General features: G+C 70.0%; 16 protein-coding genes and 1 tRNA gene. 10 read left to right on the top strand and 7 right to left on the bottom strand.

Going from position 1 to position 15000, the window contains the following annotated elements; translation table 11 throughout:
• Positions 1 to 81 precede the first annotated feature (81 nt).
• The gene (locus tag C4U03_RS23590) at positions 82 to 516 is read left to right on the top strand and encodes a MerR family transcriptional regulator (protein ID WP_103940126.1); all 435 of its coding nucleotides are present in this window, start codon (positions 82 to 84) and stop codon (positions 514 to 516) included.
• A gap of 273 nt (positions 517 to 789) precedes the next feature.
• Here C4U03_RS23590 and C4U03_RS23585 read toward each other — a convergent pair whose 3' ends face one another.
• From C4U03_RS23585 to C4U03_RS23565, 5 genes are all read right to left on the bottom strand, one after another.
• A complete protein-coding gene (locus C4U03_RS23585; RefSeq protein ID WP_103940124.1) occupies positions 790 to 1341 on the bottom strand; it encodes a DUF2703 domain-containing protein in 552 nt (183 codons plus the stop codon).
• A complete protein-coding gene (locus C4U03_RS23580; protein WP_103940122.1) occupies positions 1338 to 1700 on the bottom strand; it encodes an ArsR/SmtB family transcription factor in 363 nt (120 codons plus the stop codon). The genes C4U03_RS23585 and C4U03_RS23580 overlap by 4 nt, the downstream gene beginning before the upstream one ends.
• Before the next feature lie 179 nt (positions 1701 to 1879).
• Complete coding sequence (locus C4U03_RS23575; RefSeq protein WP_103940120.1) at positions 1880 to 2980, bottom strand: ArsO family NAD(P)H-dependent flavin-containing monooxygenase; 1101 nt, start codon at positions 2978 to 2980, stop codon at positions 1880 to 1882.
• Entirely contained in the window at positions 2977 to 4065 is a 1089-nt protein-coding gene (gene arsB / locus C4U03_RS23570) for an ACR3 family arsenite efflux transporter (RefSeq protein ID WP_103940118.1), read from the bottom strand. The genes C4U03_RS23575 and arsB overlap by 4 nt, the downstream gene beginning before the upstream one ends.
• Positions 4065 to 4376, bottom strand: a complete 312-nt coding sequence (locus tag C4U03_RS23565) for an ArsR/SmtB family transcription factor (RefSeq protein ID WP_103940116.1) — start codon at positions 4374 to 4376, stop codon at positions 4065 to 4067. The genes arsB and C4U03_RS23565 overlap by 1 nt, the downstream gene beginning before the upstream one ends.
• A 58-nt stretch (positions 4377 to 4434) precedes the next feature.
• Between C4U03_RS23565 and C4U03_RS23560 the strand changes: the two genes are divergently transcribed.
• The 3 genes from C4U03_RS23560 (at position 4435) to C4U03_RS23550 (ending at position 6586) form a co-directional block, all read left to right on the top strand.
• Positions 4435 to 5082: an arsenate reductase/protein-tyrosine-phosphatase family protein gene (locus C4U03_RS23560; protein WP_103940114.1), complete on the top strand. Its 648-nt coding sequence runs from the start codon at positions 4435 to 4437 to the stop codon at positions 5080 to 5082.
• Positions 5083 to 5102: 20 nt separating this feature from the next.
• Positions 5103 to 5504, top strand: coding sequence for an arsenate reductase ArsC (locus C4U03_RS23555; protein ID WP_103940112.1), 402 nt, complete (start codon positions 5103 to 5105; stop codon positions 5502 to 5504).
• Positions 5505 to 6046: 542 nt separating this feature from the next.
• Entirely contained in the window at positions 6047 to 6586 is a 540-nt protein-coding gene (locus C4U03_RS23550) for a hypothetical protein (protein ID WP_103940110.1), read from the top strand.
• Between the two features lie 374 nt (positions 6587 to 6960).
• On the opposite strand, the gene C4U03_RS41215 is transcribed toward C4U03_RS23550, so the two are convergent.
• Positions 6961 to 7263 (bottom strand): helix-turn-helix transcriptional regulator, encoded by a 303-nt coding sequence (locus tag C4U03_RS41215; protein WP_200827416.1) that lies wholly within the window; start codon positions 7261 to 7263, stop codon positions 6961 to 6963.
• A gap of 73 nt (positions 7264 to 7336) precedes the next feature.
• Here C4U03_RS41215 and C4U03_RS23540 point away from each other — a divergent pair, with 73 nt between their 5' ends.
• Together C4U03_RS23540 and C4U03_RS23535 are read left to right on the top strand one after the other, a co-directional pair.
• A complete protein-coding gene (locus C4U03_RS23540; protein WP_200827415.1) occupies positions 7337 to 8299 on the top strand; it encodes a hypothetical protein in 963 nt (320 codons plus the stop codon).
• 128 nt (positions 8300 to 8427) lie between these two features.
• On the top strand, positions 8428 to 10155 hold the full coding sequence (locus tag C4U03_RS23535; protein ID WP_146087491.1) for a hypothetical protein: 1728 nt from the start codon (positions 8428 to 8430) through the stop codon (positions 10153 to 10155).
• 216 nt (positions 10156 to 10371) lie between these two features.
• Here C4U03_RS23535 and C4U03_RS23530 read toward each other — a convergent pair.
• Positions 10372 to 10454 (bottom strand) — tRNA-Leu (locus C4U03_RS23530).
• A 111-nt stretch (positions 10455 to 10565) separates the two neighbouring features.
• Here C4U03_RS23530 and C4U03_RS23525 point away from each other — a divergent pair.
• Genes C4U03_RS23525 through C4U03_RS23510 form a run of 4 tightly spaced genes read left to right on the top strand, consistent with a single transcriptional unit; the run spans position 10566 to position 14975 of the window.
• On the top strand, positions 10566 to 11318 hold the full coding sequence (locus tag C4U03_RS23525) for an FhaA domain-containing protein (protein ID WP_103940106.1): 753 nt from the start codon (positions 10566 to 10568) through the stop codon (positions 11316 to 11318).
• Positions 11319 to 11329: 11 nt separating this feature from the next.
• Entirely contained in the window at positions 11330 to 11824 is a 495-nt protein-coding gene (locus C4U03_RS23520; protein ID WP_103940104.1) for an FHA domain-containing protein FhaB/FipA, read from the top strand.
• Positions 11821 to 13431 carry a Stp1/IreP family PP2C-type Ser/Thr phosphatase gene (locus C4U03_RS23515; protein WP_103940102.1) on the top strand — a complete coding sequence of 537 codons (1611 nt, stop codon included), beginning with the start codon at positions 11821 to 11823 and terminating at the stop codon, positions 13429 to 13431. Before C4U03_RS23520 ends, C4U03_RS23515 begins: the two co-directional genes overlap by 4 nt.
• Positions 13431 to 14975: an FtsW/RodA/SpoVE family cell cycle protein gene (locus C4U03_RS23510; protein ID WP_103940100.1), complete on the top strand. Its 1545-nt coding sequence runs from the start codon at positions 13431 to 13433 to the stop codon at positions 14973 to 14975. Before C4U03_RS23515 ends, C4U03_RS23510 begins: the two co-directional genes overlap by 1 nt.
• Positions 14976 to 15000: the final 25 nt, after the last annotated feature.

Here is a 15000-nt window from a genome sequence, read left to right as displayed (position 1 = left end):
ACCCCATCGAACAGGCTGGACAGCAGATCGTGCTGTTCGGGGCTTGAATCTGGAGTGGGGTCCAGGATCTAGCGTGGCGGTATGAGGGCTGAACCGGACACCGGGCCGTTGACGGTGGGCCGCCTGGCCGCCCGCGCGGGGGTGCGCACCGACACGATCCGCTACTACGAACGCGCAGGGCTGCTGCCGTCGCCGCAGCGCACCAGCGGTGAGCACCGCCGCTACGACGAGCGGGCGCTGGACCGGTTGCTGTTCATCCGCGGGGCGCAGCGTCTGGGGCTGCGGCTGTCCGAGATCCGCCGACTGCTGGAGGTCCGCGACACCGGGGTGTGCGCCTGCGAGCCAGCCGCCACACTGCTGCACCGCCATGTGAGCGAGATCGACGCCGAGATGAACCGGCTGGCCGCGTTGCGCGGCGAGTTGACGCGGATGCTGGCGGCGATGCCCGGCCCGGACTGCCCCGATCCCGTCCCGGGCACCTGGTGCCCACCCGCCCTGGAGACAGAGGGGAGGTGAACGCCGATGTGCCCGTGCTGCGACGACCCCACCTGCGACGGCTCGTGCTGCGACGGCGAGTGCTGCTGAGCCGATGACCGACCGTTCCACCCCGAGGCGCCAGGGTGGAACGGCGACGAGTTTCCCCCCGCCAACGGCTCCACCCCGTCCATGCTTGGGCCGGGACCCTTCGGCGTGCTGACGGCCGAGCCCGGACGATCACGCGCCCTGCGCTCCCGGGACCATCTCCCCGCATCCCCGCAGATCAAGAAGCCACTGCGGGCGGCGGGCCTGCTACGAGCAGGCGGACGGTCCGCAGCCGGAACCGGAAGCGACCGGCATCACGGCGGCCGGATCGACCTGCAGGTAGCGGCGGACGTAGGGTGCCGGACCTCCCTGCTCGAGATAGACGCCGAGCCGTCGGCTGCGTGCGGCCAGTGCGCGCACCAGCAGGTCCGTCAGCGCCTGTCCCGGAACGGTGTCGCTGATGGCGCCGCGCCACCACCACACTCGGGCCTCGGTGTCGCCGGAGTGCATGGGGTGCAGCTCGATGCCCTCGGCACGGATGGTCGGCGATGCGACGATCACGTGTTCGAGCGCCTGCGCCCAGGTCGCGACGGTGCGGGGCACGATGTCGACGTCGATGCCCAGCGCCTGGGCCACAGGCCGGACCTGGGCGAGTGCGGTCTGCAGGGCGGTCAGGGTCTCATCGCAGGAGCCGCAGGAGTCGGCGCCGTCCATGGTGACGGTCCAGTACTCCACGCTCAGCCGTACCCGCGGCGGCGCGTCCCGCAGGGTCGGCGGGAGAACGGGCGAAAGGACGTCGTGGGCCTGGGCGGTGGTCATTGCGATCCTTCTTCCTGGTCGGCTTCCTGGTTGGCCGGGCTGCAGGAGCCGGCGCTCTCGAAGTCGTCGCGGGCGCGTTCGAGCGCGTCGGCGATGCCGCGCAGGGCCTCGGCGAGCGCGTCGAACTGGATCTCGTACAGCACGTTGCGGCCGGTCTTGGTGGCGCGTAGCACGCCGGCGGCCCGCAGCAGGGCCAGATGCCGGGACACCACCGACAGGTCCAGGTCCATGCAGTCGGCCAACTCCGACACCGAGCAGGCACGGCAGCGTTCGGCCAGCAGGTCCAGCAGCCGCACCCGGGTCGGATCACCCAAAGCGCGGAAGAGCTGGTGCGACAGCACCGTCCCGAGATCGCCCATATTCTGATCCTTGCTCACTTGCACAAAGATGCAAGCTTTTGGGTGGGGTGTCAAGCCTTAAGCGCCTTGGGCGTCCTGCCGCAGCACCACCGAGTCGGCCGGGGCGTGGACCGGCCGAGGCCAGGCGCGGTGGCCTGAGGGTCGATCAGGGCTGGAGGGATGAGCTGGCGTGAAGGGGATCAGCGTGGTTGGCGCGGGTGGGAGGTGAGGGCGCGTACGGCGTCGCGGGCGTTCATGCCGGCGCCGATGAGGGTGGCCGAGGCCAAGCCGGTCCAGTCGCCGTAGCCGATCAGGTGCAACCGGGGTTCGCCATGGGCGCGGGTGCCGGTGAGAGGGATGGCTCCGTCATCTGTGCGCAGGCGGAGCGGGGACAGGTGCCGCAGGGCGGGCCGGAATCCGGTGCACCAGATGATCGCCTCACAGTCGATGCGGGGGCCGTCGTCCCAGCCGATGCCGGTTTCGGTGAGGCGGGTGAACATTGGGCGGGCCTGCAGCGCGCCGCGGTCGCGGGCGGCTCGTACCGGTGGGACGGCGACGATGTCGCCCAGGCCGCCGACGCCGCCGGTGTCGGCTCGTCCGGCGTGCAGGTCGGCGCGGCGGCGTGCGGCGAGGGTGAACAGGGCGCGGCCGTCGATGTGGTCGGGCAGCAGCCGGGGCGGCCTCCGGGTGACCCACACGGCCTCGGCCGCCGACCCGCCGCGCCCGAGGGCGGGATCGGTGAGGTCGGCGAGGATCTGCGCGGCGGAGTTGCCGCCTCCGACGATCACCACGCGCTGCCCTTGGAACGGGGCGGGGCCGCGGTAGTGCACGGTGTGCAGCTGTTGGCCCTGGTAGAGGGCGCGGCCGGGGTAGTGCGGCAGATAGGGCTGCCACCAGGTGCCGGTGGCGCTGATGACGTGTGCGGCGTGCCAGGTGCCCCGGTCGGTGTCCACCCGCAGCCCGGGGCCGTCGCGATGGACGTGGTGGACGCGGACCGGCCGGTGCACCGGCAGCGCGTAGCGTTTCTCGTAGTCGGCCAGGTAGTCGACCACGTGGGCCGCCGACGGGTAGGGCTCTCTGGTGGCGGGCATCGGCCGGCCGGGCAGCGAGCTGTGCTGGGCGGGCGAGAACAGCCGCAGGGACGGCCAGACGTGCCGCCAGGCTCCGCCCGGCCCGTCCTGGGCGTCCAGGATCACGAAGTCCAGCCCGGCGCGGCGCAGGTAGTAGCCGGCCGCCAGCCCGGCCTGGCCACCGCCGATCACGACGACATCGGCGGTGGCCAGTTGCCCGGATTTGCTCATGTGGTGGTCGGTGCCGCGAGCATGCGGCGGCGCAGCCACAAGGCGACGTAGACCAGGGCGACCAGGACGGGGACCTCGATCAGCGGGCCGACGACCCCGGCCAGGGCCTGGCCGGAGGTGACGCCCCACATGCCGATGGCCACCGCGATGGCGAGTTCGAAGTTGTTGCCCGCTGCGGTGAACGCCACGGTGGCGGTGCGGTCGTAGCCCAGGCCCGCCCGACGGGAGGCCCAGAACGAGATCGTCCACATCAACGCGAAGTAGGCCAGCAGGGGCAGGGCGATGCGGGCCACCGTCAGCGGCTCGCCGGTGATCGTCTCGCCCTGCAGGGCGAACATCACCACGATGGTGAACAGCAGCCCGTACAGCGCGATCGGCCCGATCCTGGGCAGGAACCGCTGCTCGTAGCGCTCGGCGCCCACGCGGCGGATGCCGATGCGGCGGGTCAGGTAGCCGGCCGCCAGCGGAATACCGAGGAAGATCAGAACGGCCTTGGTGATGCCCCACATGGAGAAGTCCACGTCTTGGGTCTGCCAGCCGAGCCAGCCGGGCAGGATCTTCAGGTAGAAGGTGCCCAGCAGGGCGTAGGCGGCGATCTGGAAGATCGAGTTGACCGCCACCAGCAGGGCGGCGGCCTCACGGTCGCCACGCGCCAGGTCGTTCCAGATCAGCACCATGGCGATGCAGCGGGCCAGGCCGACCACGATCAGACCGGTGCGATAGGCGGGCTCGTCCGGCAGGAACGCCCACGCCAGGGCGAACATCAACGCCGGGCCGACCACCCAGTTCAGCACCAGCGACAGCCACATCATGCGGCGGTCACGGGCCAGGTGGCCGATCTCCTCATAGCGGACCTTGGCCAGCACCGGGTACATCATCGCCAGCAGCCCGGCCGCGATCGGCAGCGAGGTGCCGTCGATCTTGACCGCCTCCAGCCAGTCCCGCACGTCCGGGACGAACCTGCCCAGTGCCAGGCCGGCGACCATGGCCAGGATGATCCACACCGGCAGGAAGCGGTCCAGCGTGGACATGCGGGCCAGGACCGGCGCGGCGGGATCGGTGGGCGTGGCGCGGGTCCGGGCCATCAGCAGGGCCTCCGGATGTCGTCGTCGTAGGCGGCACGAGCCGCCTCGGCCAAGGCGGCGCAGCGGTCGGCGAGCTCGCGCAGCGGCTCGGGGCGCAGCCGGTAGTAGGTGAACCGGCCGCACGGCTCGGTCTCCACCAGCCCGGCCTCGCGCAGCACCCGCAGATGGTTGGAGATGTTGGTCTGCCGCGCGCCGGTCTCGGCGACCAGATGGCAGGTGCACAGCGCCTCACGCGACAGTAGCTCCACGATCCGCGCCCGCAGCGGGTCGGCCAGCAGCCGCCATACATCATTCTCGACTGACATCACCATGGACTGATACGTTACCAGCCGTGCGAAGCCGCAGGCGGGCGGACGTGAGGAGGGGCTGATGGGCGGTGCCGCGGACGAGCGGCGGGAGGCGCTGCTGGCGCGGATCGCCGCGTCGCTGGCGCCGCGTTTCGACGGGTCGCTGTCCCGTCAGACCGTGGAGTGGTACGTGCGCGAATGCCACAACCTGCTGGAGCGTCCCTCCACGGTGGGGCGGCATCTGCCGGTGCTGGCCGAGCGGTTCGCCCGCCAGCGGCTGGTCGCGCTCGCCCAGTCCCAGGGCCTGGCCGCCAAGCCAGTGCCCGAGGTGCTGTTCGTGTGCACCGCCAACGCCGGGCGTTCCCAGATCGCCGCGGCGCTGACCGCCCGGCACGCCGGCGGTCGCGTGCACGTGCGCACCGCGGGTACCTGCCCGGCCGGGCGGATCGATCCGATGGTGGGGCTGGCGCTGACCGAGATCGGCCTGGATCCGGGGATGGAGTTTCCCAAGCCGCTGACCGACGAGGTCGTGGCCGCCGCCGACGTGGTGGTCACCATGGGCTGCGGCGACGCCTGCCCGGTGTATCCGGGCAAGCGCTACCAGGACTGGCTGCTGGACGAACCCGAGGACGCCCCCCTGGAGGAGGTCCGCGCGATCCGCGACCACATCGACGAACGCGTCCGCGAACTGCTGGCCGAACTCATCGGCCTGCCATCCGCCCGTCAGTGAACGACAAGGAGATCCGCCCCATGTCCGACAAGCCCAGCGTGCTGTTCGTCTGCGTGCACAACGCCGGCCGCTCCCAGATAGCCGCCGCCTACCTCACCCACCTGGCCGGGAACCGGATCGAGGTCCGGTCGGCGGGGTCAGAGCCCGCCGACCGGGTCAACCCCGCCGTGGTGGAGGCGATGGCCGAGGAGGGCATCGACGTCTCCGCCGAGACCCCCAAGGTCCTGACCGGCGAGGCCGTGCAGGCCTCCGACGTGGTCATCACCATGGGCTGCGGCGACGCCTGCCCCTACTTCCCCGGCAAGCGCTACCTGGACTGGAAGCTCGACGACCCCGCCGGCCAGGGCCTGGAGGCGGTCCGCCCCATCCGCGACGAGATCCGCAAGCGCGTCGAAGAACTCATCACCGAGCTCACCGCCTGAGGCCCCAGGGCGAGATTCCGGGCCTCCCCTGGACGGCCCGTCCGCCCCGAGCGGAAGGGGCCCATCCCGGGCGCATCCTCGACGGCGCCTGCCCATTGCACCGATCCACCGGGATCGGTGCACCACCGACCGGCTCGACGTTCAGGCGGACTGGCCCCCGGCACCGCTCCAACGCCCTGCGGATCGCGGTGGGACGTCCCTCTCGGCGCCTGGGTCGACTTCGGTCAGATCGCTCCTTCGCTGCCGCCAGCCTCATGCCGGATGGGCTCACATGACCACGGCGAACATGACGCGCCGAATCCACATCAAACTCCCATAGGCTGGATAATGTCATGAAACGCATAATTTGCCATCAAGGGCGTCGATGCTCCCAAGCCCATGTGAGGCCAATGGGAAACTGCATGCCCGAAGGGTCCACGCCATCCAAATGATCACGCGCTGACCAGCGATTTCTTGACTGTCTCGCGCTCGGCTTTTCTCTCAATGGCAGGACATTGCAGAACCGGCCTCAGGGGAGCACTGGCACGCTATATCGTGCAGCCATGAGCCAGCTTCCCTGGGAGGCAGTGGTCGCCGATCCCTCCGGCGTTCTCGAGCAGTTGCGGTCACAACGGGCCGCCCTCGAGCAACAGTTGGGTGACGTCGCGGAGCGGATCGAACTGGTGACGCGGATGGCCGAGACGCGGGAGGAGTGGCAGCGCCGGTACGGTTCCCCTTCGACCACAGGGCCCGAAGGAGGCCCATCGGCGTCAGATCCCTCCGCACAGCGGCCGGGCAGCCAGGAAGGGCCTGGTCCCTCAACGGCTCAGGGACCGGCCGCGGGGCCACCGAACGCGGCCCAGGAGGACAAGGGCACGGCGGTCCCGCGCAGGGTGCAGGTGGAGTCCCTGCTCGGCCAGGATCCCAGCCGGTGGTGGAAGACCCGCCAGATCGCCGAGGAGCTCGGCGTCGACAATCATCGGAGTCTGCGGGTCCTGTTGGATCAGATGACCAAGCAGGGCCGGTTGGTCAAGAAATCCGCTTCGTTCCGATACAACGATGGGCGTGATCTTCCGGGCCCTGGAGGCGGAAACGGTGGGTGATCCGGTGATCTAGCACTCGAACGTCCGGTACCGCTTGGCGGTGCCGGCAGGAATCAGGTGGCCGCCGCCGAGCTCTCACCTTCGGCGGCGGCCGTTACGACGACCCCACAGCAATCAACTGACGGTGCGCCGTATCTCCGAAGATACCGCGTGCGTGGCCGCGTTGCGGGCATTCGGGCATATCGCCGTGCCGTCTTTTCGACGCGATCTCCCCGGCACCCGGGGAGAGGCGAGGTGCCCATGCGGAGAAATCATCCATCGTGCGCAACCGGCCGTTCCGGCTCTGCTCGGCCGTCCTTGTGGTCAGTTCTTCGGGGAACCGCCTCGGGCCCTGGGCGGGCCGTGGTCAGGGCGACGTCACCGCGGCCGTCCGGTCACCGGGTGTGCTGGTGAGCGGGCCACAGGTGGCAGGCCAACGCGCGTTCGAGTTTGGCGATGGTCAGCAGGTCGGGCCACACCGCACCGGCCAAGACGTTGGCGATCGTCTGGCGGTTGACGCCGCTGTCGTGGGCAAGCCGGTTGGCGCTGAGTCCCTGCTCGGCCATCGCCTGGGCGAGGCGGCGGGCCAGCCGCTGGGCGACGTGGGCGCCGTGGTGGTCGGTGAGCGTGGCGTGTGGCCAGGCCCCGTCGATGACGAAGTCGCGGGGTGGTCTGCTTCGGGAGTCGTTGCCGGCCACGTCTTCTGTCTTGTCCCGTCAAAGGGCCAAGCACTCGTTGCTATTGCGATAGCAGCCATTTGGTGGGGTAACGGTGCATAGGGGTGCTTTCGCGCCTCCTGGTGTCTACCTGTGGCAGGTCGCGGTGTCCGCGCGTATCGACTCCTATGTGCCTGCGGGGGCGCCGCCCGCCTGGGAGCGGGTCGCCGCCGAGGTGCGCCGTGTCGTGACCGTCGCCGAGCCGCTGACCCCGTACCGGGCCGGTGAGCTGATGAGCGTGCTGGCCAGGCTGGCGCTCTTCGCCGACGGGCAAGGGTGCCGCGCCGACGCCCAGGTGTGGCTGTCGCGGGAGTTCATCGAACGATTCATCACCGTGGGCTGCACCGATGTGTCGGCTGCGACGCGCGGTAACTATCGGTCCAAGCTGCTGCGCCTGCGGGAGGCAGTCTGCGGGCCGGACTGCCGCAGCGGCAAGCCGGTCAAACTGTCGGCCTCTGACACCTCCAAGCCCTACACACCCGCAGAGATGACCACTTTGTGGACGTGGGCACAAGGTCAGCCCACCGAGGAACTGCGCAGGGGCTGCACACTGCTGCTGGCTCTGGGCCGGGGGTGCGGCCTGGACTCCCCCGAGGTCATCCCCTTGCGCGCCCACGACGTCCGGCGTCACGACAACGGCGCGGTCGTCGTCACCGTGCGTGGACGACGGGAGCGGCTGGTGGTGTGCCGCCGTCCGTGGGAACGCGTCCTGGCGGAGGAGGCTGCCCGGTTCCGCGGCCAAGCCGCCCACCTGTTCCGGCCCGGTCTTCATGCCAGGGCCAAGAACACAATCACCGGTTTCCTGGCGCGTACGCATGACGCTCCAGGAACTCCCGCGCTGAAGATGTCCCGGCTGCGCACGAGCTGGCTGGTCGAACTGATCGAGGGCAACCTTCCCCTGCCGGTCATCGTGGCGGCCGCCGGTGTCGACACCTTGCACGGGCTGTCGCGCGTCCTGCCCTATGTCAAGGGCGCCTCGACCGACCGGGCCGCCGAGCTGCTGCGAGGCAAGCCATGACCTCACCACAGCCGCCACAGGACGAAACCACCAAGTCCCTCAACGCTGCTGACAGCGAGCAAGCCACTCGGGACGGCACCGGCGGTGTGGCGCGAGATCACGGGTGGGGGCGCATCCGCGAGGAACGGGTGGAATTCTCCGATCTGCGAGTGCGCAGCGCGGTCGAGTTCATCGAACAGGCGGGCATCGCCGACGAGCTGCAAGCCCTCATCACCAAGCCGACCGGACGACCCCGCACCTGTACCGTGCTCGGGCTGCTGGTCGGCCTGACGCTCGCCTGCCGCCGCACTGAAGGCAGCGCGGTGCCCCTCAACCTGGTCACCGACATCCTCCACTGGGGCATACCCGACCACTGGAGGCGACGGTTCGCTCTCAAGGACCGGCCTGACAACGCCCGCGGTTTCGAGGCCGCCTACGCCGTCGTCCTGCGGCTGTTCCACGATCTGCGGGCGGCCATGGACCCATCCCCGCTGCCCAAGAACAGGCGGCTGCCTCGGGACGAAGCCGCCCGACTGACCATCTGCGCCGACCATGACGACCTGGAAGCCCGCCAAGCCCTGCTCGACCGCGTCACCAACCAGATCCTGGAGGCATCCAGCGCCTGCGTTCGCCACCTCCTCGACGAACACTGGGACGGCTCACTCGGGGTCGATGCCACCGTCATCGCCACCTTCGCCCGAGGCACCAGGACCAAAGGTCCTCTCACCTCCACCGACCCCGATGCCGGCTGGTACGTGCGCGACGGCGACCATGCCGACCCCGACCATCCCAACCCCGCCGCCGTGCCACTGGGACCAACGACCACGTCAGCGGACAAGCGCAAGAACAAGAACAAGATGGTCTTCGGTTACGACCTCACCCTGGCCGTCGCCCGCAACCCCCACCACGACCCCAGCCCCCGAACCAACGGCTGCGGTGACCCTGCGAAGCTCCCAGCGCTGATCATGGGCATGAGACTCGGCCGGCCCGGTCACAACCCCGGGACCAACGGCATCGCCGTCTTGACCGGCATCCGCCGCCGCGGCCACCCTGCGGGGCACCTCGCCGCCGACGCCGCCTACAACAACTCCAAGCCCGAGGACTGGCAGTTGCCTCTACGCGCCCTTGGCTACCGGCCCGCCTACAGCTATCGCCAGGACCAGCTCGGCGTCCAAGCCCAAGCCCACGGTGCCCGCATGGTCGAGGGAACCTGGTACTGCCCCCACATGCCCGACCAACTGGTCACCGCCACTCAAGACCTTCACCGGCCTTCCACCGACCCCGCAGCGATCGATCCCGCGACCTGGCGGGTCCGCATCGACGCCCGCGCCCCCTACGCCCTGCCCGCCAAGGGCCGACCCGACGCCGAAGGGCACCAGCGCTGCCAATGCCCTGCCACAGCAGGCAAGGTCCAATGCGCACTCAAGCCAGCCAGCCTGGGCACCGACCCCCGCCTTCCTCTGGTCGATGTCCAGCCCAGCCCTGTGGCCCCACCCAAGATCTGCACTCAGACCAGCGTCACCTTCGCCCCTGAGTACGGCGCCAAGCACTGGCAGGCCCACCCCTACGGCAGCGCCGTCTGGCAAAAGATCTACGGTCGGCTGCGCAACGCCACCGAAGGCATCAACGGCTACGCCAAAAACGACGCCCGCGAGAGCATCGAACGCTCCCAAGGCCGCCGCGTCCGAGGCATAGCCGCCCAGGCTCTCCTGCTGGCCTTCCAGCTCGCCCATGTCAACATCCGCAAGATCAACGCCTGGCGCGACACCATGCCTGGTCCCGATGGCCACCCACGGCGCCGTGCCAGACGTCGCACCAGCAAACCCCTAGGCACCTGGACGCCCAAAGGTCACTTGGACAACGACCCCGCAGCCTGACCTCATCGAGCCCGGCTTCAGCTCCCTACCCGAAAACACGCCCCGCCGGCACCGGAGCCCCTGCCTGCCCTCGAACAACATCTGGCTCACAGAGACCCCACGCTTGGTCAGTCCCGCCTCATCTACTAGACGCACATAACGTAAGAGCCCGGTCGCCTAGTGCGACCGGGCTCGTTCCGTCACTATGAAGGGGCGACTTGCGTCACCACCCCCGAGTGGGCGAGGAGGGATTTGAACCCTCACGTCCTTGCGGACACACGGACCTGAACCGTGCGCGTCTGCCGTTCCGCCACCCGCCCTCTGGGTGCTCGAAAAGATTAGCACGGGCCAAGCACTGGTTCGGCACACGGATACTTCCAGCGAACCCCAGCACGGATACGATCGTCTACCAGTGGAGAAAGGAGGTGCCCGTGGGTGTCCTACAGCGCTTCGAGCGACGTCTTGAGGGCATGGTGGAGGGTGCCTTCGCTCGTGCGTTCAAGTCGGAGCTGCAGCCGGTGGAGGTGGCCAGCGCCGTACAGCGGGAGATGGACGAGCGCGCCGCCATCGTGGCCGCCGGGCGCACACTGGTGCCGAACGACTTCGTCGTCGAGATCTCGCAGGCCGACGGCCAGCGGCTGGCGGTGTACGCCGACAGCCTGAGCCAGGAGCTGGCGAACCTGGCCCGCGAGTACGCCAAGGAGCAGGGTTACTCGTTCGTGGGCCCGGTGCGGGTGCGCTTCGAGAGCGCCGGCGATCTGGCGACGGGAATGTTCCGGATCCGTTCGGGGGTCATCCGAGGGTCCACCGTCGAGGGCGGCGAGATCCGCAGACCGGCCAGCGACGTGCCGCAGGGCCGGACCGGGGGTTTCGCCGGCCGGCCGCGGCTGCTGGTCACCACGGCTCAGGACGTGGGGCCCAGCACCCAGCAGACCTACGACATCACCACGCCGGTGACGCTGCTCGGCCGCGGCACCGACTGCGACCTGCGTCTGGTGGACCCGGGGGTCTCACGGCATCACGCCGAGATCCGCGTAGAGGGTCCCGAAATCGTCCTCGTGGATCTAGGGTCGACCAACGGCTCCTTCGTGAACGGCAACCCCATTCGACGGGTCACTCTCGTCGATGGTGCCCGGGTCACGATGGGCCGGACCACTCTCGTGTTCCGCCGCGATAGGGAGTAGCCCCCACTCCGATGTCCGAATTCACCCTCACGCTGATCAAGCTGGCGTTCCTCGCGGTGCTGTGGCTGTTCGTCATCGCGGCCGTCGGCGTGATCCGGGCCGACCTGTTCGGCTCCAGCAGAGCCGCGGCCCGGGCGGCGGCCCGCTCCCGGGCCCCCCGGCCCGCCCGTCGTCCCCGGCCGCAGCGGGCACAGCAGGCGCCGCAGCCGCGCGGACCACGCCAGCTCGTCGTCACCCAGGGCGATCGGGCCGGCATGACCATCGACCTGGCGACCGGGGGCACCATCACCATCGGTCGGGCCAATGACGCCACGATCGTGGTCTCCGACGACTACGCTTCGAGCCGGCATGCCCGACTTTTCGCGCAGGACGGTCAGTGGATCGTGGAAGATCTCGGCTCGACCAACGGCACCTATCTCGGACGTAACAAGGTGAACCAGCCGACCCCGGTCCCGCCCGGGGTCCCGATCCGTATCGGCAAGACCGTCATCGAGTTGCGCCCATGACCATAGGAATCCGTTACGCCGCGCGCTCCGACGTCGGCATGCTGCGCGAGGGCAACGAGGACTCGGCATACGCGGGCGCGCACCTGCTCGCGGTCGCCGACGGCATGGGGGGGCACGTCGGCGGCGAGATCGCCAGCGCGGCGGCCATCGGCGAGCTGCGCAAGCTCGACACCGACCTGCCGGCCAGCGAGCTGCTGGCCGCGCTGGAGCACACCGTCCGGGCCGCCAACGACAAGCTGCACCGCATCGTGGAGTCCGACCCCGCACTGCAGGGGATGGGGACCACGCTGACGGCCATGCTGTGGTCGGGCAGCCAGGTCGCCCTGGTCCACATCGGCGACTCGCGCGCCTACCTGCTGCGCGACGGCAGCCTCTTCCAGATCACGCACGACCACACGCTGGTGCAGTCGCTGGTCGACGAGGGCCGGATCAGCCCGGACGAGGCCGCCTCCCATCCGCAGCGCTCGCTGCTGCTGCGGGCGCTGGACGGCCGGGGCGAGGTCGACCCGGACCTGTCGCTGCGCGAGGCCAAGGTCGGCGACCGCTACCTGCTGTGCTCCGACGGCCTGTCCGGGGTGGTCACCGCAGAGACGATCTTCCAGGTGCTCACCGACTATCAGGATCTCGAGCAGGCGGTGCGGCAGCTGATCGACCTGGCCAACCGGGGCGGCGGGCCGGACAACATCACCTGTGTGGTCGCCGACGTGATCGAGCTGCCGCCGGGCGCGGCGCCGCCGGGCGGCGCTCCGCAGGCGGTCGGCGCCGCGGCCAACGCCCAGCGCGGCGACCTGCCCGGCGGACCGGGCGGCCCGCCGATGCACGCCGAACGGCCCGCCGACACCCCGGCCGGCCGGGCCGCGCAGTTGCGCGACACGATGCCGCAGCCGCCCGTGGTGGTGGACGAGATGCCGCCGCCACAGCCGGCGCCGGCGCCGCAGTTGCGCGAGCAGCCGATGGGGCGCCCGCCCGAGCCGATGCCGCAGGCCCCGCCGCGGGCGCCGCGCCGCCGCTGGACCTGGCTGGTCGTCGCGCTGGGCCTGTTCGTGGTGGTGCTGGCCGGCGTCTCGGCGTTCGCCGTGCGGTCGATGCGCAGCGACGGCTTCTACGCCACCGCGGAGGGCGGCCGCGTCGTGGTCTACCGGGGTTCGCCGGAGACCCTGCTGGGGCTGAGCCTGCACAGCAAGGCCGCCGAGCAGCCCAACCCGCCGATCCAGGTCGCCGATCTGCCGCAGCCGCTGCGGGACCGGCTGAGGACCAAGCCCTTCGTGGACCTCAACGGCGCCGGCGGCTGGCGGAACCTGGCCCGCCAGATCTGCATGTACTCTCTGTTGCCGGAAGGCGACCAGGTCGTGATCAAGCAGGGCAACGGCCAGAACGACTGTAAGCCCACCCTGGTCGACGGCAACCTCACCATCAAGCTGACGGAGCTGCCGGACTCCGACCGCAAGGACGTGCAGGACGGCAAGCTGAAGTTCGCCAACAGGCAGGCGGCGCTGGCCAAGCTCAAGGAGCTGGACGACCGCCGCAAGGCCTGCAAGAACCCCGCGACCAGCAACATCACCGATTGTCCGGCCGGCACCACCACCGACGGAGGGAGGCGGCCGTAATGAGCGCAGCCCCCGACCAGGTCCCGCTGCCGAACCAGCCGCGCAAGGCCGCCTGCCTGGCGCTGCTGGTCTTCGCGATGGTCATGACCCTGGCGGCGTTCGCCGAGGTCGGCCTCGCCCGGGACGGCCGGATCCCGGCCGGTCTGCTCGGCTACGGCGGCGGCCTGGCGGTGCTGGCCGGGGCGGCCTACTACGTGCAGGCCAGGTTCGCGCCGTACGCCGACCCCCTGCTGCTGCCGCTGGCGGTGGCGCTGAACGGGCTCGGCCTGGCGATGATCTACCGGCTGGACCTGTCCACCAGCAGGGACGTCCAGGACGCCATCCGGGACGGCAAGAAGGTGGTCACCTCCGGGCTGGCCTCGGCGGGCACCCAGTTGCAGTGGACCTTCGTCGGCATCCTGCTGTTCGCGCTGACGGTGCTGTTCCTGAAGGACTCCAAGATCCTGCAGCGCTACATGTACACGCTGGGCGCCTGCGCGATCATCCTGCTGCTGCTGCCGATCGTGCCCGGGCTGGGCGCGGAGATCAACGGCGCCCGGGTGTGGATCTTCATCGGCCCGTTCTCGGTGCAGCCGGGCGAGTTCGCCAAGCTGCTGCTGGTGGTGTTCTTCGCCGGCTACCTGGTCAACAAGCGGCAGGCGATGTCGCTGGTCGGCAGGAAGATCGGCCCGCTGGCCCTGCCGCGCGGCCGGGACCTGGGCCCGATCATGGTCATCTGGATCTTCGGGCTGGGCATTCTGTTCGTCCAGAAGGACCTGGGCACCGCGCTGCTGTACTTCGGGCTGTTCGTGTCGATGATCTACATCGCCACGCAGCGGATCTCCTGGGTGCTGATCGGCGTCGGGATGCTGGCGCTGGGCATCCTGGTGGCCACCCAGTTGCCCTTCCTGGGCCATGTCAACCAGCGGCTGAGCATCTGGCAGAACCCCGAGCCCTACTTCGACGGCGGCTGCCTGCTGGACAGCGGCAAGGTCGTCTCGGTGGCGCCGGGCACCGAGCCCTACATCGCGGCCGGCAACACGGTCGGCTCCGGGCTGGCCGCCTGCGCCGAGATGGGCGGCAAGTTCGCCGACAGTGCCCAGCTGATGAAGGGCCTGTTCGCGCTGGGCGAAGGCGGCGTGCTGGGCAAGGGCCTGGGCCAGGGCGAGCCGTGGCGCACCCCGCTGGCCTTCAGCGACTTCATCTTCGACTCGATGGGCGAGGAGCTCGGGCTGACCGGGCTGATGGTCATCCTGCTGCTGTACGCGCTGATCGTGCAGCGCGGCATGAAGACCGCCGTGTCGGCCCGCGACCCGTTCCTCAAGCTCTTCGCCGGGGGCGTGTCGTTCGTCCTGGCGCTCCAGGTGTTCGTCATCGTCGGCGGTGTCACCCGGCTGATCCCGCTCACCGGTCTGACGACGCCGTTCCTGGCCCAGGGCGGCTCATCGCTGATGGCCAACTGGATCCTGATCGGCGTACTGGTGCGGATGAGCCACCAGGCGCGCCAGCCCGCTCCCCAGGCGATCCAGGACGAGGGCATGACCCAGGTGGTGAGCCTGCGATGACCGATGACCGGCAGCCTGCGATCGG

The sequence above is a fragment of the Thermomonospora echinospora genome, from assembly GCF_900108175.1.
GTDB lineage: Bacteria > Actinomycetota > Actinomycetes > Streptosporangiales > Streptosporangiaceae > Thermomonospora > Thermomonospora echinospora.
This window is presented reverse-complemented; position numbering and strand designations above follow the sequence as displayed.

What these genes read in the sequence shown, in the direction of transcription:
- C4U03_RS23520 (WP_103940104.1), top strand. Translation starts at nt 11,330, where the DNA reads ATGTCCGAATTCACCCTCACGCTGATCAAGCTGGCGTTCCTCGCGGTG.
- arsB (WP_103940118.1), bottom strand. Translation starts at nt 4,065, where the DNA reads ATGGCCCGGACCCGCGCCACGCCCACCGATCCCGCCGCGCCGGTCCTG.
- C4U03_RS23560 (WP_103940114.1), top strand. Translation starts at nt 4,435, where the DNA reads ATGGGCGGTGCCGCGGACGAGCGGCGGGAGGCGCTGCTGGCGCGGATC.
- C4U03_RS23575 (WP_103940120.1), bottom strand. Translation starts at nt 2,980, where the DNA reads ATGAGCAAATCCGGGCAACTGGCCACCGCCGATGTCGTCGTGATCGGC.
- C4U03_RS23550 (WP_103940110.1), top strand. Translation starts at nt 6,047, where the DNA reads ATGAGCCAGCTTCCCTGGGAGGCAGTGGTCGCCGATCCCTCCGGCGTT.
- C4U03_RS23510 (WP_103940100.1), top strand. Translation starts at nt 13,431, where the DNA reads ATGAGCGCAGCCCCCGACCAGGTCCCGCTGCCGAACCAGCCGCGCAAG.
- C4U03_RS23585 (WP_103940124.1), bottom strand. Translation starts at nt 1,341, where the DNA reads ATGACCACCGCCCAGGCCCACGACGTCCTTTCGCCCGTTCTCCCGCCG.
- C4U03_RS23565 (WP_103940116.1), bottom strand. Translation starts at nt 4,376, where the DNA reads ATGGTGATGTCAGTCGAGAATGATGTATGGCGGCTGCTGGCCGACCCG.
- C4U03_RS23555 (WP_103940112.1), top strand. Translation starts at nt 5,103, where the DNA reads ATGTCCGACAAGCCCAGCGTGCTGTTCGTCTGCGTGCACAACGCCGGC.
- C4U03_RS23590 (WP_103940126.1), top strand. Translation starts at nt 82, where the DNA reads ATGAGGGCTGAACCGGACACCGGGCCGTTGACGGTGGGCCGCCTGGCC.
- C4U03_RS23515 (WP_103940102.1), top strand. Translation starts at nt 11,821, where the DNA reads ATGACCATAGGAATCCGTTACGCCGCGCGCTCCGACGTCGGCATGCTG.
- C4U03_RS23580 (WP_103940122.1), bottom strand. Translation starts at nt 1,700, where the DNA reads ATGGGCGATCTCGGGACGGTGCTGTCGCACCAGCTCTTCCGCGCTTTG.